21 protein-coding genes are annotated in these 19,611 nt (G+C 52.5%); 5 read left to right on the top strand and 16 right to left on the bottom strand.

Features of this window, described 5'->3' with window-relative positions; genetic code table 11:
* Window positions 1-36: 36 nt before the first annotated feature.
* On the top strand, window positions 37-1,245 hold the full coding sequence (locus tag HG1285_RS14785; protein ID WP_008286273.1) for a class I SAM-dependent methyltransferase: 1,209 nt from the start codon (window positions 37-39) through the stop codon (window positions 1,243-1,245).
* On the opposite strand, the gene HG1285_RS14790 is transcribed toward HG1285_RS14785, so the two are convergent.
* Genes HG1285_RS14790 through HG1285_RS14810 form a run of 5 tightly spaced genes read right to left on the bottom strand, consistent with a single transcriptional unit; the run spans window position 1,219 to window position 5,951 of the window.
* On the bottom strand, window positions 1,219-1,989 hold the full coding sequence (locus HG1285_RS14790) for an ATP-binding cassette domain-containing protein (RefSeq protein WP_008286272.1): 771 nt from the start codon (window positions 1,987-1,989) through the stop codon (window positions 1,219-1,221). The two genes, HG1285_RS14785 and HG1285_RS14790, sit on opposite strands and share 27 nt — an antisense overlap.
* Window positions 1,986-2,624 (bottom strand): MBL fold metallo-hydrolase, encoded by a 639-nt coding sequence (locus tag HG1285_RS14795; RefSeq protein ID WP_008286271.1) that lies wholly within the window; start codon window positions 2,622-2,624, stop codon window positions 1,986-1,988. Before HG1285_RS14795 ends, HG1285_RS14790 begins: the two co-directional genes overlap by 4 nt.
* Before the next feature lie 14 nt (window positions 2,625-2,638).
* Complete coding sequence (locus HG1285_RS14800) at window positions 2,639-4,912, bottom strand: endonuclease MutS2 (protein ID WP_008286270.1); 2,274 nt, start codon at window positions 4,910-4,912, stop codon at window positions 2,639-2,641.
* Window positions 4,909-5,706: a 4-hydroxy-tetrahydrodipicolinate reductase gene (dapB, locus tag HG1285_RS14805; protein WP_008286269.1), complete on the bottom strand. Its 798-nt coding sequence runs from the start codon at window positions 5,704-5,706 to the stop codon at window positions 4,909-4,911. Before dapB ends, HG1285_RS14800 begins: the two co-directional genes overlap by 4 nt.
* Window positions 5,706-5,951 carry a hypothetical protein gene (locus HG1285_RS14810; RefSeq protein ID WP_008286268.1) on the bottom strand — a complete coding sequence of 82 codons (246 nt, stop codon included), beginning with the start codon at window positions 5,949-5,951 and terminating at the stop codon, window positions 5,706-5,708. The genes dapB and HG1285_RS14810 overlap by 1 nt, the downstream gene beginning before the upstream one ends.
* Window positions 5,952-5,997: 46 nt before the next feature.
* On the opposite strand from HG1285_RS14810, the gene HG1285_RS14815 reads away from it, so the two are divergent.
* Window positions 5,998-6,642 (top strand): lysophospholipid acyltransferase family protein, encoded by a 645-nt coding sequence (locus HG1285_RS14815; protein ID WP_008286267.1) that lies wholly within the window; start codon window positions 5,998-6,000, stop codon window positions 6,640-6,642.
* On the opposite strand, the gene HG1285_RS14820 is transcribed toward HG1285_RS14815, so the two are convergent.
* Genes HG1285_RS14820 through dtd form a run of 6 tightly spaced genes read right to left on the bottom strand, consistent with a single transcriptional unit; the run spans window position 6,584 to window position 11,223 of the window.
* Window positions 6,584-7,771, bottom strand: a complete 1,188-nt coding sequence (locus HG1285_RS14820; protein ID WP_008286266.1) for a cation:proton antiporter — start codon at window positions 7,769-7,771, stop codon at window positions 6,584-6,586. The genes HG1285_RS14815 and HG1285_RS14820 overlap by 59 nt on opposite strands.
* A gap of 3 nt (window positions 7,772-7,774) precedes the next feature.
* The gene (locus HG1285_RS14825) at window positions 7,775-8,266 is read right to left on the bottom strand and encodes a cation:proton antiporter regulatory subunit (protein ID WP_008286265.1); all 492 of its coding nucleotides are present in this window, start codon (window positions 8,264-8,266) and stop codon (window positions 7,775-7,777) included.
* A gap of 4 nt (window positions 8,267-8,270) precedes the next feature.
* Window positions 8,271-9,743 carry an IMP dehydrogenase gene (guaB, locus tag HG1285_RS14830; RefSeq protein WP_008286264.1) on the bottom strand — a complete coding sequence of 491 codons (1,473 nt, stop codon included), beginning with the start codon at window positions 9,741-9,743 and terminating at the stop codon, window positions 8,271-8,273.
* 18 nt (window positions 9,744-9,761) lie between these two features.
* On the bottom strand, window positions 9,762-10,352 hold the full coding sequence (locus tag HG1285_RS14835; protein ID WP_008286263.1) for a hypothetical protein: 591 nt from the start codon (window positions 10,350-10,352) through the stop codon (window positions 9,762-9,764).
* Window positions 10,318-10,749 carry a hypothetical protein gene (locus tag HG1285_RS14840; RefSeq protein ID WP_008286262.1) on the bottom strand — a complete coding sequence of 144 codons (432 nt, stop codon included), beginning with the start codon at window positions 10,747-10,749 and terminating at the stop codon, window positions 10,318-10,320. The genes HG1285_RS14835 and HG1285_RS14840 overlap by 35 nt, the downstream gene beginning before the upstream one ends.
* A gap of 27 nt (window positions 10,750-10,776) precedes the next feature.
* On the bottom strand, window positions 10,777-11,223 hold the full coding sequence (gene dtd, locus HG1285_RS14845) for a D-aminoacyl-tRNA deacylase (protein ID WP_008286261.1): 447 nt from the start codon (window positions 11,221-11,223) through the stop codon (window positions 10,777-10,779).
* A 45-nt stretch (window positions 11,224-11,268) separates the two neighbouring features.
* Between dtd and HG1285_RS14850 the strand changes: the two genes are divergently transcribed.
* Entirely contained in the window at window positions 11,269-11,547 is a 279-nt protein-coding gene (locus HG1285_RS14850; RefSeq protein WP_008286260.1) for a hypothetical protein, read from the top strand.
* 3 nt (window positions 11,548-11,550) lie between these two features.
* Here HG1285_RS14850 and HG1285_RS14855 read toward each other — a convergent pair whose 3' ends face one another.
* Window positions 11,551-12,456, bottom strand: a complete 906-nt coding sequence (locus tag HG1285_RS14855; RefSeq protein ID WP_008286259.1) for a WD40 repeat domain-containing protein — start codon at window positions 12,454-12,456, stop codon at window positions 11,551-11,553.
* Between the two features lie 57 nt (window positions 12,457-12,513).
* Entirely contained in the window at window positions 12,514-13,869 is a 1,356-nt protein-coding gene (locus tag HG1285_RS14860) for an RNA-guided endonuclease TnpB family protein (protein WP_008286258.1), read from the bottom strand.
* A 129-nt stretch (window positions 13,870-13,998) separates the two neighbouring features.
* Here HG1285_RS14860 and thrS point away from each other — a divergent pair, with 129 nt between their 5' ends.
* Both thrS and HG1285_RS14870 read left to right on the top strand, forming a co-directional pair.
* A complete protein-coding gene (gene thrS, locus HG1285_RS14865; protein WP_008286257.1) occupies window positions 13,999-15,924 on the top strand; it encodes a threonine--tRNA ligase in 1,926 nt (641 codons plus the stop codon).
* Complete coding sequence (locus tag HG1285_RS14870; protein WP_008286255.1) at window positions 15,925-16,563, top strand: lysophospholipid acyltransferase family protein; 639 nt, start codon at window positions 15,925-15,927, stop codon at window positions 16,561-16,563.
* Here HG1285_RS14870 and cimA read toward each other — a convergent pair.
* The 3 genes from cimA to HG1285_RS14885 are packed head-to-tail and all read right to left on the bottom strand — an operon-like array spanning window position 16,532 to window position 19,560.
* Entirely contained in the window at window positions 16,532-18,115 is a 1,584-nt protein-coding gene (gene cimA / locus HG1285_RS14875; protein ID WP_008286254.1) for a citramalate synthase, read from the bottom strand. The two genes, HG1285_RS14870 and cimA, sit on opposite strands and share 32 nt — an antisense overlap.
* Window positions 18,116-18,131: 16 nt before the next feature.
* Entirely contained in the window at window positions 18,132-19,109 is a 978-nt protein-coding gene (locus tag HG1285_RS14880) for a hypothetical protein (RefSeq protein ID WP_008286253.1), read from the bottom strand.
* Window position 19,110: 1 nt separating this feature from the next.
* Entirely contained in the window at window positions 19,111-19,560 is a 450-nt protein-coding gene (locus tag HG1285_RS14885; RefSeq protein WP_008286252.1) for a thioredoxin family protein, read from the bottom strand.
* Between the last annotated feature and the right edge of the window lie 51 nt (window positions 19,561-19,611).

Raw genomic sequence — 19,611 nt, 5'->3', positions numbered from 1 at the left:
TGGATAAATTTAGATCAATAAGGAGGTCGGGGAAGAATGAGGGAGAGGATGCTAAGAAGGTTCCTTGAAGAGATCAACGCTGTGGGTGAGGAGAGTATAGGTGTCCGTCTGCCCGACGGGAGGGAAATACCAGAGGGAAGGGTTGACCATAGGGTCTCCTTTAAGAGCTGGAGCTCCCTGAGGAGAGTCCTCGCAGACCCTGAGATGGGCTTCGGAGAGGCTTACACGAGGGGAGAGGTAGAGGTTGAGGGTGAGCTTGAGAAGGTTCTCTTGGCGGGCAACAGGTACGTAAACAGGCTGGAGGGAAACAGGAACTTCTCCGCGTTCTTCTTCAAGGTTATAAATGGGGTGAGCTTTATAAACAAGCTTAAGGAGAGGGAAAACGTCAGGAGACACTACGACCTTGGCAACGAGTTCTATAGCCTCTGGCTTGATAGGTCAATGACATACTCCTGCGCCTTCTTTAGCTCGCCTGACATGAGCCTTGAGGACGCCCAGAGGGAGAAGAGGAGGATAATCTACGAGAAGTTGCAGCTCCAGGACGGAGACAGGCTTCTGGATATAGGTTGTGGCTGGGGCTCAATAATTCTGGAAGGCGCGGAGACCTACGATATTGAGTGTGTGGGTATAACCCTCTCGGAGAATCAGTACAGACATGTAGAGGAGGAGATAGATCGTAGGGGACTGAAGGGTAAGGTGAAGGTCTATCTTATGCACTACGCAGACCTTCCCGAGCTGGGAGAGAAGTTCAACAAGGTGGTGTCCGTGGGTATGTTTGAACACGTCGGTAGGGAACATTACAGAGCCTTCTTCAGGACGGTGAGTGAGGTCATGGATGAGGGAGGTCTCTTCCTTCTCCACACCATAGGTAAAGTCCATCCCGGCGTCCAGAGCAGGTGGATAAGGAAGTACATATTCCCGGGGGGGTACCTCCCCGGAATACCGGAGGTCATCTGCGCCTTTGAGGGTATGGACTTCTGTCTGATAGACATAGACGACTGGAGACTTCACTACTACCTAACCTTGAAGGAGTGGAGAAAGCGCTTCTGGGATAAGGTTGACGTTATATGGGAGCTCTACGGAGGGAAATTCGTAAGGATGTGGGATCTCTACCTTGCAGCCTCCGCGGTCTCCTTCCTAACGGGAAGCAACCACCTCTTCCAGTTCCTTCTCTCCAAGGGTGTCAAGAACGACTACCCGGTTATAAAGAGGAGCTTCTTAAGAGCTCCCGCCCTGCTTGGCTAAGCAGTCCTTCATGTCGCCTATGAACTCCTGTATGAAAGGGTCGGGCGAGTTCAGAACCTCCTCCGGCTCACCCATAGCCACCACGTTGCCCTTCTTCACAACCATCAGCCTGTCCGATATTGTGAAGGCGGATATCATGTCGTGGGTAACGACTATGGCGGTGGTTCCCGTCCTCTCTCTGAGCTGAAGTACGAGCCTGTCTATGACCCTGCTCGTTATAGGATCCAGCCCCGACGTGGGTTCGTCGTATATTATCAGCTTCGGGTCGGTGGCTATAGCCCTCGCTATGGATACCCTCTTTCTCATTCCTCCTGAGAGCTCAGAGGGCATGAGCTCCATAACGTCCTCGTCCAGGTCAACGAGCCTCAGCTTCTCAAGGGCGAGCTCCCTTATCTCTTTCCTACCCATGTTGGTGTGCTCAAGGAAGTAAAACCCAACGTTCTCCCAGACCTTAAGGCTGTCAAAGAGGGCACCCTCCTGGAAGACGTAACCTATGTTGCTCCTCAGCTCGTCCAGTTCCTGGAGGGAAAGTTTAGAGACGTCCTTCCCAAAGACGAGCACCCTACCGGAAGTCGGTTTCCAGAGACCTATTATGTGTTTCGTTATTGAGGTCTTCCCGCTACCGCTGCCGCCTATTATTGAGAATATCTCCCTCTCTCTAACCTCAAAGGACACGCCCTTGAGTATCTCCCTGCCCTCTATCTCCTTGTACAGGTTCTCAACCCGGACGACCACGTCCTTCACATCAGCCCCCCTCTCAGGTAGGGGTTAAACTTTCTCTCGTGTCCTATGGTGGTTTCCTCGTAATGCCCGCATATAACGAGTGTCTCGTCGGGAAGCTCAGTGAACACCCTCTCCAGCGACCTCCTCATCTTCTCAGGGTCTCCGCCGGGGAGGTCTGTTCTCCCTACGCTTCCTTTAAAGAGCAGGTCTCCCGCTATGAGGACACTCTCTTCCTCTATGTAGAAACAGCAGAGCCCCGGTGTGTGCCCCGGCGTGTGAAGAACCCTCATTTTAAGGTCTCCCACCTCTATCTCTATACCATCTTCCAAGAATTCGTCGGGTTCAGGGCAAGGTTCGGCGTTTATGTAGGCGGAAAATCCGCTCCATATCTCGTCCTTTATAAGGTAGACATCCTCCCTGTGAAGGTAAAAGGGCACGTCAAAGAACTCTTTAACCCTCTTCACCTGTCCCACGTGGTCTATGTGCCCGTGGGTGTTGACTATGCCTACGACCTCAAACTCCCTCGCGACCTCTATTATCCTTTCGGCGTCCGCCCCGGGATCTATTATCACCGCCTTTCCTGTGTTATCGTCAGCTACCACGGAGCAGTTCACGGCGAGAGGACCCACCGGTATGACCTCAATTACCGCACCCATGACTTCTTATCATACTACTCCTGAAGGTTGAGGTATACCACCGTCACCCCGGCGCCGCCCTCCTTTGGGTAGGCTTCCCTGTAGAACCTGACCCTGTCCGACTTAGACAGGAACTCGTGGACTACCCTCTTCAGCACCCCCTTGCCTATGCCGTGAACCACCTTAACGCTCTTGTGCCCAGCGGCGTAAGCCTCCTCCAGGAACTTCTCAAGCTCAAGGAGGGCTGTGTTCGCGTCCATACCTATAAGGTTAAGCTCTGTCTTTGAGATAGACCCCTTCGGGGTGCTGAGCTCCCTCTTTGGCGGGGGTTCCTTTACCTTCTTTAAGGAGTCAACGTCCACCCAGAGCTTCATGCCTTCAAGGTTCACGTAAGCTCGCCCCTCCTTTATCTGGGATACCCTGCCTCTCTTCCCCATGAACTCCACGAGGTCTCCGACCCTTATCTCCTCTTTCTTCTCTTTGGGTATGAACAGCTTTAGCTGTTTCTCCTGCTCCCTTATAAATTCCTCAAGCTCCTCCTTCGTCTTAGCCTTCTTGAGAACCTCCTGTCCCTCGGATACGAGCTTTCTCAGGTAGTCCTTTGCCTCCCTGTAGGCTTCCTTCCAGCCCCTCTTCTTGAACTCCATGTACTCCCTGTATAGCTCCTCGTACTTCTCCTTCTCCCTCGTGAGCTCTTCCCTCAACCTTTCCAGCTCGGACAGCTTCTCTTCGTACTCCCTCGTGTAGTCGGAGAGCTTCTCCATAGCGCTCATGTACTCCCTTCCAGCACTCTCTATGCTTGACCGAGCAACCTCTATAACCTCATCCGGTATTCCGCACCTCCTTGCTACCTCAAAAGCCATGCTCTCGCCTATGGTGTTGTAGGCTATCCTGTAGAGGGGCTTCAGGCTCTCCCTGTCAAAGAGGACGCTCGCCGGCACGAAGTAGTCGGAGTTTACCGCATAAACCTTTATGGGGGTGTGGTGTGTGTTGGCAAAGACCCACGCTTTGCGTTTTTTCAGGTACTCAAGTATTCCTATCCCTAAGGCTGAGCCTTCAACGGGGTCTGTCCCCGCACCCAGCTCATCCAGAAGGACGAGGGTGTTTCCATCGCTCCTGGGAAGGAACTCGGCTATGTTTGTCATGTGGGAGGAGAAGGTTGATAGGTTCTGCTCTATGCTCTGCTCGTCGCCTATGTCCACGAAGACCTTGTCAAACACCCTTATGGTGCTCTCCTCCGAGAGGGGAACCGGTATGGCACTCTGAACCATGAGAGCCACGAGACCGAGCGTTTTCAGGGCTACCGTCTTGCCGCCCGTGTTTGGACCCGTGAGTATGAGCCCCTTCTTCTCCTTCAGGACTATGTCCACGGGAACGGTTTCGGGGTCTATCAGACTCAGGAGGGGGTGCTTCACCTCAAGGAGCTCTACGTGCTCTCCAAGACGGGGAAAACTGCCATCGTAAGCCTCCGAGAGCTTCCTCTTAGCCTGAAGCAGGTCTACCCTTAAAAGGGCATCAAAGCTCTCCTCTATCTTCTGAGAGAAGTCACCGACGTAGGAGGTTATCCTCCTGAGTATCTTCCTGACCTCTTCCTCTTCCTTCGCCTTCAGCTCCGTGAGCTTGTTGTTCAGCTGTATTACGAACTGAGGCTCCACGTAGGTCGTGTATCCCGAGGAGGAGGTTCCGTGAACTATCCCGAAGACCTTCTTCACCTGAGAGCTCTTCACAGGTACGACATAGCGGTTGTTCCTGAGGGTTATTATTTTGTCCGCGAAGACCTTCTCGGCGTCGGGCCTCTTAAAGAGGCTCTCAAGCCTGTCCATAACCTCCTTCTCTATGCCCCTTATACCCCTGCGAACCTTCAGGAGTTCTTCGCTCGCTTCGTCCTTCACAAAGCCTCTCCTGTCAACGCTGGACTCTATGAGGTTTTCCAGGGACGAGAAGAGGTGTAACCTCCGGGATAGCCTCCTCAGGGGAGCTTCGCTCTCCGCAGCTTTACCCACCACCTTCCTTACTTCCCTAATGAGCTTCAGTGTGTTCAGGAGGGTGAGCAGCTCCTCCACGCTCACCACAGCGCCCTCTATACGGGCTCTCTTGAGGGTCTCTCTGATATCTTCAAAGCTATACAGCGTAAGGTCTTCTATACTTTTGAAGGACTTGAAGAGCTCTATCTCGGCGCTCAGCTCCTCTCTATCGGTTATGGGTTTGATCGCATCTATGACTTCCCGGGTCGCTGTAGAGTGGGTGAATTCCTTTAGCTTCTCCTTTACCTTGTGGAACTCAAGCTTCTGTAAATCCTGCTCTCTCATAGATTGAGAACGTCAAACATGGTGTACATACCCGGTTCTTTGCCCTTTATCCACTTGGCAGCCTCCACCGAGCCCTTGGCGAAGGTATCCCTTGATGTCGCCCTGTGCGTGAGCTCTATCCTCTCCCCGAAGCCGAGGAAGTAAACGGTGTGGTCTCCCACAACGTCTCCCCCTCTGACCGCGAACACACCAAGCTCTCCCTGCTCTCTGGGTGCTTCTCCCTCCCTTCCGTGCACCACCTTCTTCAGGTCTGCTGTCTCCTTCAGTATTTCGGTGAGCTTGACCGCCGTCCCGCTGGGCGCATCCTTCTTGAACCTGTGGTGTACCTCCACAACTTCCATGTCAAAGTTCTTATCCTTGAGAACCCGTGCGGCGGTCTCAACGAGCTTGAACAGGAGGTTGACACCCAGGCTCATGTTGGGTGAGAGCAGAACCGGGGCGTTCTTGGAGCACTCCTCTATGTCCTTTACCTCTCCCTCGGTAAAGCCCGTCGTTCCTATAACCACAGCCTTCCCGTCAAGGGTCGCCAGCTTTGTATGTCCCACAGCCGCGGTGGTATTTCCTGAGAACTCTATAACCACATTGCAGGATGGGAGGAGCTCCTCAAGCCGGCTCGTCAGGAGAACCCCTCTGAGCTCCTCCTTGGATAGAGCCTCACCTAAGTCAAGGGAGGGTATGCAGTCCGGGTGTTCAACACCCCCGACCACCTCAACCTCAGGGTCTTGAAGGGAAAGCTCTATTATCCGCCTGCCCATACGACCGAGAGCACCACAGACAACCACCCTCGTGCTCATCACTCCTCCTCGCCGAATATCATGTTCTCAAGCTCTTTCACAGCCTCATCAGCCTGTTCTGGAGGCACGACCGAAGGATAGAGGGCTACCCTTACCCCCTCTTTGAAGAGGAACTTGGCTATGAGATCCTGAAGTTTTTCCAGCTCCTCGGGGGTGAGGTCATCCCTTATACTCTCCTCAACCTCCTTGTCGGTAACGAAGAAACCCACAAGGGCAAAGGGAACTGCAACATACTGTTCTTCCATAACCCACCTCGCAAAGCGTTTTTAGTAATAATATCATCTACAGGATATGGGAAAAAGGTTTAAATCGCTTAAGTTCAGGATAATTCTTGCTCTCATGCCCCTGGCGGTTCTGCTTACGAGGGTTCTCGCAAGGACTATACGCTGGAGAAAGAGGTACGACTTCAGCAGGGACAGGAAGACCATATACGCGGTCTGGCACGGACAGGCTTTAGCCCTCGCCATGTTCAGCATGGACAGAGGTATATACGGGCTCGCAAGCAGGTTCAGGGACGGTGAGATCGCGGCTATTCTCCTTAGGGGTCTTGGCTTCAACGTGGTCAGGGGATCTACGGAGGAGGGTAAGGCTGAGAAGGGTGGCAGGACTGGAGCTCTTCAGCTCATAGAGGTTCTAAAGAGGGGCGAGAACGTGGCGATAACCGTTGACGGTCCTAAGGGTCCTCCCTTCAAGGTCAAGAAAGGCGTGGTTTTCCTTGCCCAGAAGACGGGGGCTAAGATAGTTCCCGCGGTGGTCAGGTTTGAGCGTGCCAAGGTTCTGAACTCCTGGGACAGGTTCACGGTGCCCTACCCCTTTACTCGCGGAGAGGTGCTGACGGGCGAACCCATAACCGTGAGCGAGGAGGACAGCCTTGAGGCTAAGAGGCTTGAGCTGGAGAAAGCCCTTTACGAACTCTCTTCGGAGGTTTCCTCTTAGGAGGGTAAACCCAGTCGGCCACCTTAGGTGCCAACACGAACAGGAAGCTACCTAACAGGGCTGTTGCAAATATGAAGGGTATGGAGAGTAGCTTCACGGTGGGCTCTAAGGAGGCTATTATCACCGAGAACTCCCCTCTGGGAACGAAGGACAGGGATGTCCTGAGCCTCGCCTTCCTCTTCATGCCGTAAAGGTACGCTGCCATATACGTGGATATAACCTTGAGGAGCACTCCCAGAGCTATGAGCAGGAGAAGGAAATGGATCTGTTCGGGCACGACCAGTTCACTCTCGTAGGCGAAGAAGAAGAAAAAGACCCCTATAGATAGCTCCTTGAAGGCGGAGAGGTGGTGCTCTATGTTCTCCATTACACGGGTCTCCGGGATGAGAACGCCGAGCAGGAAGGCTCCCAGAGCCTCCGACAGACCCGCCTCCTTGAAGAGTATTCCCACGGCGAGAACGCCACCGAGGAGGAAGAATACGAAGTTGTCGTCCTCGGAAACCCTGTCAAGCCAGCTCCTTATCTTCGGCAGCAGGAATGTGTAGAGGAGATAGAAGAGGGCGAGAACGAGCAGGATCTTGAAGAGGCTTATGGGGATCGTCTTGGGCTCTAAGGAGCCGAACTCGCTCATGGGTATGAGAACCGAGAGCAGTATTATCGCGACGAGGTCTTCAAATATCAGTATCCCTATAAGGAGCTCCGCTTCGGGTGAGGCGAGCCTCTTGAAGTCCATGAGGAGCTTGGCAACTATTGAGGTGCTGGAGGGATAGAAAACACCTGCTATTATCAGGGACGTTATAGGGCTGAAGCCAAAGAGCATAGCGAGAAAGAATACGGGAAAGAAGTTGAAGAGGAGGTCAACCATACCGGGCTTCCACACGGAGACCATACCCTTCAACCTCTCAAAGGAGTACTCAAGCCCTATGAAGAAGAAGAGGAGTATGATTCCAGCCTCTTTGAAGAGTTCAAGGGGCTCGGTGCTTTCGTGGGGCAACCACAGCTTGGCGAGAAAGCCAACGAGGAGGAAGGATATTATCGGCGGTATCTGGATCTTGCGTAATACGTAGGAGGATAAGAACATCAGTATAAAGAGAAGGTTTATCTGAAGCAGGGAGAGGGAGTGTTCCATCGTTCAGGTTGAGCAGTCTCCGCAGTACTCAAGGAAGTTCTTGATCTGTTTTCTCGTTCCTGCGACGACAAGTATATCTCCGCTGACTATCCTTGTATCGTTGGGGTCAGGATTCACGAGCATGTCCCCGTCCCTTATTATCGCGACTATGGAAGCACCCGTCTTCTTCCTTATCTGAGCCTCAGCTATCGTCTTATTTATGAGGTTAGACCCACCTCCCACCTTTACCCACTCCATTACCATCTCTTTCATGATGAGCTCCATCTTCTCTGGAGCTACGGGCTGGTAGGTTGTCCCTGCGAGAAGGAAGCCGAGCTCCTTCGCCTCGTCCTCGGTAAGGGATATCACGCAGGTGGGCTCTTCCTCCTCGTCCTCAATTATGTATATCTCCCTCCTTCCCGTGTTGTGGATTATTAGGGTGAGTTCCCCTCCGTCCTCCAGCTCAAGGGTGTACCTCTTACCAACGCCGGGAAGGTCTGTCTCTCTGAAATGCATATCCTCACTCCACCCAGTAGTTGGGAGCCTCCCTCGTTATCTGGACATCGTGGACGTGAGACTCCCTGTAGCCTGCCCACGTTATCCTCACGAACTTAGCTTTCTCCTGCAGTTCCTTCACCGTCCTGCAACCCGTGTAGCCCATGCCAGACCTGAGCCCTCCGACGAGCTGGTATATTATCTCACTGAGCCTGCCTTTGTAAGGGACTCTTCCCTCAATTCCTTCGGGAACGAACTTCTCAAGCTTATCCTGCCCGTACCTGTCGGAGGAGTGCCTTGATACCATGGCGCCGAGGGAACCCATGCCCCTGTACACCTTGTAAGCCCTTCCCTGGTAGTATATAGTCTCTCCGGGAGCTTCCTCCGTTCCCGCCAGCAGGTTGCCCAACATGACAACGTTAGCCCCGGCGGCGAGCGCCTTAACTATGTCTCCCGAGTACCTTATGCCGCCGTCCGCTATAACGGGTATGTCTTCCTCCCTCGCCACGCTGTAAGCGTCCATTATCGCACTTATCTGGGGAACTCCTACGCCGGCAACTATGCGGGTCGTACAGATAGACCCGGGACCGACCCCTATCTTTACAGCGTCCGCACCCGCCTCTATGAGCGCCTTCGTTCCCTCGGCGGTGGCTACGTTCCCGGCGACGACCTGCAACTCCGGGAACCTGGCTTTGACCTTGCTGACCGTTTCCAGAACCCTCTTGGAGTGCCCGTGGGCGGTGTCAACCACTATGAGGTCAACCCCGGCTTCAACGAGGGCTGAGACCCTGTCAAGGGCGTCCTCGCCCGTTCCCACGGCGGCGCCCACCCTGAGCCTGCCTATCTCATCCTTGCAGGCGTTGGGGTACTGCTTTCTCTTAACTATATCCTTTATGGTTATGAGCCCCTTTATCCTGCCCTCGCTGTCAACTATGGGGAGCTTCTCCACCTTAAACTTCTGGAGGAGCTCGGTTGCTTCGTCAAGACCTATCCCCTCCTCCGCCGTTACGAGGTTTTCCTTGGTCATGAACTGGGTTACGGGCTTGTCGTAGTCCGAGGGTTTTATGAACCTCAGGTCTCTGTTGGTGAGTATCCCCACGAGTTTCTCCTCTTCGTCAACGACCGGGACACCCGATATCTTGTACCTCTCCATTATCTCAAGGGCTTCCCTGACGGAGGCTTCCGGACGCACCGTAACGGGGTTCAGTATCATCCCGCTCTCCGACTTCTTTACCTTTTCAACCTCCCGAGCCTGCTCCCCTATCGGCATGTTCCTGTGGATCACGCCCAGCCCACCCTCTCGGGCTAAGGCTATCGCAAGGCGTGCCTCCGTGACCGTGTCCATCGCCGCTGAGACTATAGGTATGTTGAGCCTTATCTTCCGGGTTATGTATGTGGAAACGTCCACCTCGTGGGGCAGGACTTCGGAGTAGTCGGGAACGAGAAGAACATCGTCAAAGGTCAAGCCTTCCTTTAAAAACTTATCAACCTCTACCATACATATATTATACAGAGCTCAGGGCTTTCTTATAAGCCACTTTCCGTCCCTGTTCCAGAGCTCGGCTCTCCTCTCCACCTCACGACCGTCGGGCAGTGTCAGCACGTAATAGACAAAGGCTCTATCTCCGAGCATCTCCGTCTCAAGTATCTCTATCTCCGTGTTCTCAAAGGCTATCCTGTCAGCGTTCACCATGAGTCTGTGCAGGTAGGTGGTCAGGAAGAAGTAAATACCTCCGGCTGTAAGTATGAATAGGACGCCTACGGCGTAAAGGACGTACTTCCTGTTCTCTGGGGAGACAAAGTTCTCTATCAGCCAGCAGTTTAGCATGGTGCTGAAGGGGTTCAATCCCGTGAGTCTTATAACAACACTCATCAGGGCAAGGACTACCGCAGCTCCGAGAGCTTCCTTCATGTAACCCCACTCCCCGGCAGGGTTGTATCTGAGCCCGGCGGCTGACTTCACATCACCGGAGGACAGGAGGGAGTGATACAGCTTAACAACCTCTTCGGGTGACGATCCTCCAACGTATGAAGTGCACCCCGCCACAAAGAGTGCCCCAAGAAAAAGTAGACTAACAAGCGCCTTTGAGCTCAAGTAGTATTTCATATACAAGCCTTCCCGGTATGTTTAGAGCCTGCTCTATATGCTGGTCTGAGAGCTCCTCAAGGGTTCTGAAGTAGTGGTAAAGCTCAAAGAGCTCAAAGATACAGCAGAAGAGTTCCCTTTCAAGGTCTTCAAGGTCTTGCTTGACCTCCTCCTTCTGTTCTCCTGTACTGAGGCTTTCGTACACCTCCCTGTTCGCCTTTATCTCTTCAACGAGCTCCTTTATGTAGCTCTTCATCTTCTGGTGGTAGTCCTCTATCTTTTCGGGCAGTATCTCCGATACCTTCTTCTCCTCCTTCTCCGCGAGCTTCTTGTAGAGCTCCTTCAGCTCCTCGTGCTCTTTGATCTTCTGTATGCAGGGTCCGATGCACTCAAGTATCGTTCTCTTCTTCTCTTCCATGACCACCCTCCAGAATTTAAGATAGGTTTACAGCTCCTCAGAATCCACAACAATGGTTACAGGTCCCCAGTTTCTTATGAAGACATCCATCATAGCCCCAAAGACACCAGTTTCAACCCTAACCCCCTCTTTCCTGAACCTCTCAACGAAGTTGTTGTACAGCTCCTCAGCCCTGCCAGGTTCCTCAGCGAGTTCAAAGCTCGGTCTTCTCCCCTTCTTGACGCTCGCATAGAGGGTGAACTGGGAGATTACGAGAACCTCCCCTCCTATGTCCAGAAGCGAGTGCTGAAACTTTCCCCTCTCGTCCTCAAATATCCTGAGGTTTGCTATCTTTCGCACGAGCTTGTCAATGTCCTCTTCCGTATCGCCCTTCTTAACACCGAGGAGTACGTTCAGCCCCCTGCCTATCCTTCCCACAACCTTTCCATCAACCTTTACGTAAGACTCCTCCACCCTTTGAACTACCGCTCTCATGAAAGAAGATTATATTTTGACCTAAAAGACAACGGGAGGGAAGCTATGGAGGAGCAAGGTCTCAAGTTAGAGGAACTATACCAGCTCATGGAGGAGGTAGACTCCCTCCAGAGCCCCGGGAGAAAGGAGGTTGAGGAGATAAACTACAGGCTCAGGAAGTTCCTTGAAAGCCTCCTGATAGCCTCCAACTATGACTACGAGCTCCTTGACCTCTACTACAGGGTGGGAGAGAACTACGAGGAGATAAGGGGAAACCCAAAGAGAGGAATTGAAAGGATAAGAGAACTCCTTATAGCGGTTGCAGCCAAGCTTGAGAGGGGGTAGAGGCTACCTGATGTCCCATATTATCACCCTGCCCCTGTCATCTCCCGATATGAGCCTCCTGCCGTCAGGAGAGAACCTGAGCCTGAGCACAGCACCCTTGTGTCCCCTCAGCGTGCCCACGAGGGAGAAGTCCTTGGCATTCCACAGCTTTATGACGGGATCGAACCCGGCGGTGGCTATGAGTCCACCTTTTGGCGAGTAGTGGACGGTGTATATAGCACCCTCGTGAGCTTTCACCTTGAACAGCCCACGCTTTGCGGACACGTCCCAGACTATAAGGTAACCGTCGTTCCCAACGGAGACGAGGCGCTTCCCGTCTGGTGAGAATGAGAGATCGTACACGTAGTCCTCATGCCCTTCAAGGACTACCGATGAGCCGTCGGGGTACCACAGCCTCACCGTGGTGTCCTTGCTGGCGGAGGCAAAAATGTCCTCGGCTGGAGAGAAGTCTATTGAGAACACCCAGCCGCTGTGTCCCTCAAACTTGTTTATGAGCTTCCAGTCGGTAGCGTTCCAGAGCCTTATCTCCCAGAGGTCGTCTCCCGAAGCGAGCCGTCTGCCGTGCCGCGAGAAGGCGAGAGCCCTGACGTACTCCTCGTGATCCTTTAAAACCTTTACGAGCTTACCCGTAGGAAGCCTCCAGACCTTTATGAGCATGTCATCGCCGGCGGAGGCTATAAATCCTCTCTTGTTTATAGCCACGGACAGAACCTGTCCGTTGTGGCTCTTGATGTCTAGGATTTTCTTTCCCTGCAGAGTCCATACCCTAACGAAGCCGTCGTCTCCGCATGTGACGAAGAACTTGCCCGCGAGGTCAACGTCCCTCACAGCACCCTTGTGGGCTTCTATAACCGTCTGAGAAAAGGAAACTATCACCGCGAATAGTAGAGCTAATAAGCCTGCACCCATATCTACCCCCCTTTAATGTATATTCGGTTTCTAAAAGGTCTGTGAACCTCTCCGCCCTTACGGACGGAGCTTCGTGTGGGTTTGGACACTCATAGTGTCCCTTACCACAACGGGCAGGTTCACTATGCCCCTACTCCTGCCCATACCTACATACAAAGGTATGGTGGAGCTACTTCCCTTAAGCTTGCAAAATACCCTCAATCTCACGGGCTTCCCCAGAGCAGTCGTCAGGTCAAACCTCCCAAGCCTATTGAGCATATTCCTTACCGCATTCGCATCTGCGTTAAGAAGACCAAGTGAGCTTCTAAAAAGCCCTCTCTCTATTCTCGCTTCAGGAGTGTAGTTATCTTTGCTAACTCCACAGCTCAATGTAGAGTCCACTCCTGAAGTGTATGCCTCTGACACATACTCAACCTCTATCCCATATTCCTCTCCCTTGTATTCTAGATACTCCTTCACCTTCCCATGTGGTAGCAAACTCCATATCTGGTCTGCTACTGAGCTTAAGTCGCTTTCCCTGTTCTTGTTCTTTACCGCATCTCCTACGTAGATTTCCCTGACTCCGTATTTGAGTGCAAGTTCAAGTATGAGATTGGATACCGTGTGTGCATAGTGTCTTAGTAATCTCTTTATTTTTATCCATAGCTTGTTTATCCTTTCCTCTACCCTGTGGTGTGGTAGCCCTTTACTCTTGAGATTGTCTCTTCTGCCTTGGAGCTTTGCTATCTTCTTTAAGTATTTCCTAAGCAAAAACTTTAGCCCTCTTCCATCTATTATGTAGGGAGTTTTTACTCCTTCTATACCTACAACCATGAAGTTCCCTGAGTTAGGGTATATGGTCATTACCTTGTTACCCTCATGCTCTTTTATCTCTACTTCATTCTCATAGATTACGTGAAGCTCAAACTCTTGTCCTTTAGGGACTATCTGGACGTTCCTTATGAGTTTCTCTTCCAGCTCAAGCCCTGTTTCTAACCACAGATACTTGACGTGTATGTCGTGCTTTTCTTTGAGCCACGTTATTAGTGCTTTGGAAATGGAGAGCCTTATCTTGGTTCCTACTATCTTAAATCCTGTCCTGTCGTATGTAAGGGTTCTATGCGGTCTCTTCTTGTGTCTGAATTTGGGAGGTTTTATCTCCTGTCCTTTGAACCTCTGAGGGTCTTTGAGGTAGTCAAACCAATTCTTGTATGCCCTTACGAGTTCGTCAAGGACTATCTGGGCTGAGCGGGATTGGAGGGATTTTAGGTGGATTGAGGAACCTAATTTATTGTAGAGGTCAAACATATTCACTTTGGCGAGCTTGTTTTTGAGAAGATACAGAGCTTGGTTGTAGAGCTTACCTGAATGGTAGGTGAGGTGACCTAAGACTACTTTGTATTCTGGAGGTAGGTCGTTTAACGTTATTACCAAGCATCTTAGACTTTTTACAGCCGTCATATCTATATTTTAACGCCCTTGCGGGCGACACTCCGTATCTCCTCCCTTACGGAAGGAGTCTTGGAGTGTTTTTCTTGAGATAAATAGTAAAATATGGAAACTATGAAGGTTAAGGATAAAGTCAGGGTTGTTATAGAAGGCAAGGAGGTTGAGGTTGAAAAGGGCACGACCCTCGGAGAGATCTTTGAGAAAGCGGGTATAAAGGACGCCCTTGGAGGAAAGCTGGGGGACAGGATAATAGACCTCCAGACACCCATAAATGAAGGTGGAGAGATAAAGCCCATATATAAGAACGACCCAGAGAGCCTTGAGATCATGAGGCACTCCCTCGCCCATATAATGGCACAGGCGCTCAAGGAGCTTTACGGCGCGGAGGTGGTTCACCTGGGTGTGGGACCCACCACGGAAGAGGGCTTTTACTACGATGTTGAAGTGGAAGGGCACAGGATAACGGAGGAAGACCTGCCCAAGATAGAGGAGAAGATGAGGGAGATAATCAAGAGGGACTACCCCATACTCCGCAAGGAGCTGGAGAGAGACGAGGCTATAAAGCTCTTTAACGATCTCAAGGAGAAGTACAAGATAGACATAATCCAGAGGATATCTCCCGAGGACGTTATATCCGTCTATCAACAGGGAGATTTCATAGACCTGTGCAGAGGACCCCACCTGCCTTCTACAGGAAAGGCTGGATCTTTCAAGCTCACCTCCATATCGGGAGCCTACTGGCTCGGGAAGGCAGACCAGCCCCAGCTCACCAGAATCTACGGAATGGCTTTCTGGTCGGACAAGGAGCTGAGGCAGAGGCTCAGGTTCTACGAGGAGGCTAAGAAGAGAGATCACCGAAAGCTGGGTAGGGATCTTGAGTTCTTCATGATAGACGAAAACGTGGGAGCAGGACTCGTTCTCTGGCTACCGAGAGGTTCTATCTACCGCAAGGTTCTTGAAGACTACTGGAAGGAAGAGCACATAAAGAGAGGGTACCAGTTCGTCTATACCCCACACGTGGGTAAGTCCAAGCTCTGGGAGATAAGCGGACACTTGGAATGTTACAAACCCAACATGTTCCCAGCCATGGAGATGGAGGGAGAGGAGTACTACGTGAAGCCTATGAACTGCCCCTTCCACATAGCCATATACAAGAGCAAGGTAAGGAGCTACAAGGATCTCCCCGTGAAACTCGCGGAGCTGGGCACCGTTTATAGATACGAGATGTCGGGAGTCCTTCACGGACTTCTGAGGGTGAGAGGCTTCACTCAGGACGACGCCCACATAATCTGCACACCCGAACAGGTTGACGAGGTGATAAGGGATACCCTTGACCTCGCCCTTTCAATGCTCAAGGACTTCGGCTTTGATGACTTCAAGATATACGTCTCCACAAGACCCGAGGACGCCATAGGTTCGGACGAGCAGTGGGAGGTCTCGGAGAACGCCCTCAAGAAGGCGGTGGAAGATCTCGGGTACACCTACGAGATAGACGAGGGCGGCGGAGCCTTTTACGGACCCAAGATAGACGTGAAGATAAGGGACGCCATAGGTAGGCTCTGGCAGTGTTCCACCATTCAGTTTGACTTCAACCTCCCCGAACGCTTTGACATGACCTACGTGGGACCCGACAACAAGAAACACAGACCCTACATGATCCACAGGGCGTTCTTGGGATCCATAGAGAGGTTCACGGGCATACTCCTTGAACATTACGCAGGGCTATTACCGGTTTGGCTCTCACCCACTCAGGCGAGGATAGTCCCCATAGCGGACAGGCACCTTGAGTACGGAAGGAAGGTTCTCTCAAGGCTCCAGGAAGAGGGCTTCCGGGTGGATATGGACGAACGGGACGAGAGGATGAACGCCAAGATAAGGGAAGCGGAGCTCATGAAGATACCCTATGTCCTCGTTGTGGGTGATAGGGAGGTGGAAGCTGGAACCGTGTCCGTCCGTAGCAAGAAGGAGGGCAATCTGGGAAGCATGAGCCTTGAGGAGTTTATAGAGCACCTCAGGGAAAAGGTTGAGAGGAAGGAGTAGGTGAGCTGCCCGAGCACGCCGGTGGGGGAGTTCCTGATAAAGCCCCTCTGCCCGGTAGCCAAGCCCCTCTTCAAAAAGGTGTTCAAGGTAAAGGTCTTTGGTGACGAGAACCTACCCCGAAGGGGTTCATACATAGTCGCTTCCAATCACAGGAGTCATCTTGACCCTCCCGTTCTTAACTCAGCCTTTCCTGAGCCTCTCGTCTTCCTCGCCAAGGAGGAGCTCTTCAAACCACCTTTAGGCTGGATCATAAGACACATGAGGGCTGTTCCCATAAAGAGGGGTTCGGGCGATGTGGACACTCTGGAGATGACCCTTGAGCTCCTTCACAGAGGTTGTAAGGTTGCCATATTCCCCGAGGGGACGAGGGCGAGACCCGGGGAGTTCCTGAGACCGAAGCCTGGCGTTGGCTTGCTGGCTGTGAAAAGCGGGGTTCCGGTTGTGCCCGTCCTGATTGAGGGAACCGACAGGGTATTCCCCAGAGGGGAGAGGTTTCCAAAACCGGGACACCCCATAGAGGTCTACATAGGAAGACCTAAACTCTACGCCGGGTATGAGGACAACCTGAAGGGCTACAGGAGGGCGGCTTTGGAGATCATGGAGAGCATCAAGAACCTGCGCCCTCCTCGTCCTTCATGAGTTTGTAAACGAAGGCGTCCCTGAGGGCTATCCAGGAAGCCTCTATAACGTTTTCTGAAACGCCCACAGTTCCCCACTTCCTCCTGTCATCTCCGGACTCTATCAGCACCCTCACCCTTGCCGATGTGCCGGATGACTCGTTTATTATCCTGACCTTGTAGTCTATCAGCTGCATGTCCCTGAGATTCGGGTAGAACTCCTCAAGGGCTTTCCTGAGGGCTCTGTCCAGGGCGCTTACGGGACCGTTCCCGAGGGCTGCGGTGTGCTCGTCCACACCACCCACGCCGAGCCTGACGGTCGCCTCGGAGGTCGGTATATCGTCGTTTCTCCTCTTGGCTATCAGAACCCTGTAGGCGTCAAAGTCAAAGTAGTCCTTCACCAGTCCAAAGTGCCTCTTGCAGAGGAGCTCCAGAGAAGCCTCCGCAGCCTCAAAGTGGTAGCCCTCACTCTCTAACTCCTTTATCTTCTCTATGAGCTTGAGTAACTCGGGTGACCTCTCGTCCACCTCTATACCGAACTCCCTTAGCTTGTACAGGAGGTTGCTCCTGCCTGCAAGGTCTGAAACTGTTATCCTCCTCCTGTTGCCCACGAGTTCAGGGTCTATGTGTTCGTAGGTCATAGACTTCTTCATTACCGCGGAGGCGTGGACACCACCCTTATGGGCAAAGGCACTCTCACCCACGTAGGGCATGTTCCTCGGCAGTGGCATGTTGGAGAGCTCAGCAACGAACCTCGCCAGCTCGGTAAGCCTCCTCAGGCTATCTTCGGGAACCGCTTTAAAGCCCAGCTTGAGCTGAAGGTTGGGTATTATGGAGCAGAGGTTGGCGTTCCCAGTCCTCTCGCCTATGCCATTTATAGTCCCGTGAACCTGCCTCGCACCGGCAAGGACAGCCATGAGGGAATTGGCAACGGCGGTCTCCGAGTCGTTGTGGGCGTGTATCCCCACCTTAGCCCCGGGGAACCTCTTCACCACCTCGGTGGTTATCTCATGAACCTCGTGGGGTAGCCTGCCTCCGTTGGTGTCACATAGGACGACCCAGTCCGCCCCTCCTCTGAGCGCAGAGTCCAGGACGGCGAGGGCGTAGTCGGGGTTAGCCCTGTATCCGTCAAAGAAGTGCTCGGCGTCAAATATCACCTCTTCCACGTACTTCTTCAGGAACTCCACAGACTCGTAAACCATCTCCAGGTTCTCGTCAAGGGTGGTCTTGAGGGCGTCCGTCACGTGTAAGTCCCAGCTTTTCCCGAAGATGGTTATGACCGGAACCTCAGCCTTTATGAGAGCCTCTATCTGCTTGTCCTCTTTCACAGACTTATTAGGTCTCCTCGTTGAACCGAAAGCCACGGGCTTTGCATGGTTGAGCTTCACGTCCTTTATCTTCTGGAAGAAGAGGTTATCCTTGGGGTTGGCGTAGGGCCACCCTCCCTCTATGTAGTCTATACCGAACTCGTCAAGCTTCTGGGCTATACGCAACTTATCCTCAAGGGAGAAGTTCACACCCTCAGCCTGCGAGCCGTCTCTAAGCGTTGTGTCGTATATATATACCTTTTCCATGTTTGATAATAATAGACTATATCTCGTCCCTTTCAATCAGATTTTCAAGAACCTTGAGCAGGAAGACCATGTCGTCGGGGTTCTGGTAGGAGAGGACTACATCCGTCCCCTCCAGAAGTCTGCGAGCCCTTTCCCTATCAAGGTTGGAAAGGACATAGGCTACCATGGAGCAATAGACCCAGTCCTCGTGGGAAGGCTTCATATCAAGGACTTTCAGCAGTGTCTCTCTGTAAGAGGGCTCCTCCTTTGATAGCCTGAGTAAGGCTATGGCAAACCAGCCTATATCCCTTCCCATGTTTAACAGCCCCCTCTTCCCGTTCTCAACGTCAAGGTATCTGTAAAGCCCTTCAGGGGTAAGCAGGTTATCTGTGATATACTCTGCACAGCCGAAGGCTGTCCTCTTAAAACTCTCTTTACCGGTTATCCTGTAGAGTTCAAGGAGGGCTAAGATGGCTTTGGCGTTGTCCTCCACGATTAGGGCAGTGTCCGTGGGTGGTGGTTTCCTCCTGCGTCTCCTCTCCGGCGAGAGGTTGTAGTAGTCCGGGTCGGACACCTGAGCGTTCAGAAAGCAACCGCTACCGCGGTGATATAAAAAGGAGATCAAGTATCTGTGGGTGCCCAGTGCGGTTTTGAGGAACTCCTCTTCGCCGGTTTTCTCGTACGCCCTTAGGAGAGCTGTGACCATGAGCGCGTTTACCCTGAGGGACTTGGAGGTCTCAAAGTAGAACTCGTAGGCTCGTGTCCTGTCGTAGAAGTTGAAGAAGCCACCGTCCACCGGATCGTATAAGAACTCTATGTCCTTCTTCAGGGAGAAGAGAACCTCTTCCTCCATCGTCCCTATGTCCAGAAGGTAAGCGTACGTCAGAGGCGTGCTCCACTTGAACAGGCTCCCTCCCTCCGAGGGCGAAGAGAATCCTCCAAAGGACGGGTCGTACCTGCTCTCAAGATCTCTCAGGTATAAATTGAGCAAGAGGTTGTAGGTCTTCTCGTCCACCCTATTTAGGGTGAAGACCTCCTTCCTCTCCGTGGGCTGGACACTTCCCTGAAGGGCTTAAGGAGAGAATGTCCTTGAGGTCTTCCGCTCTGACGGAACCGTGGAAGCTGAGCAGCACCCTGCCCCTCGGGCTAAGGACTACGGTGAAGGGCGTTCCCCTCCCCCCAAAGCTCAGGAATAGGTCTCTGTCCCTGTCGCTGTCCAGAAGGAGGGGGATAAAGTTGCCTGATATGTAAGGTGCCACTCTGGAGAGCTCCTTCTCGTACTCCCTGCACCAGCTACACCACAGGGCTGAGAAGTACAGGAATACAGGTCTGCCTCTTTTTTCAGACTCCCTAAGAGCGCTATGGTACTCTTTCCTCCACTCTATCCCGGAGACGTTCCTCTCGGGCAGCTTCCGGTCGCAACCTAAGGTCAGGAGTAAAACCAGAAGGGGTAAGAGTACCTTCACCTTACGTTATGAATTTAAGGCTCTGGGTAATTCCTTCTACAGGGTTGGGGT

This window comes from Hydrogenivirga sp. 128-5-R1-1, from assembly GCF_000171895.1.
The sequence above is the reverse complement of the archived record's forward strand: the minus strand, read 5'-3'. Positions and strand labels throughout refer to the sequence as shown.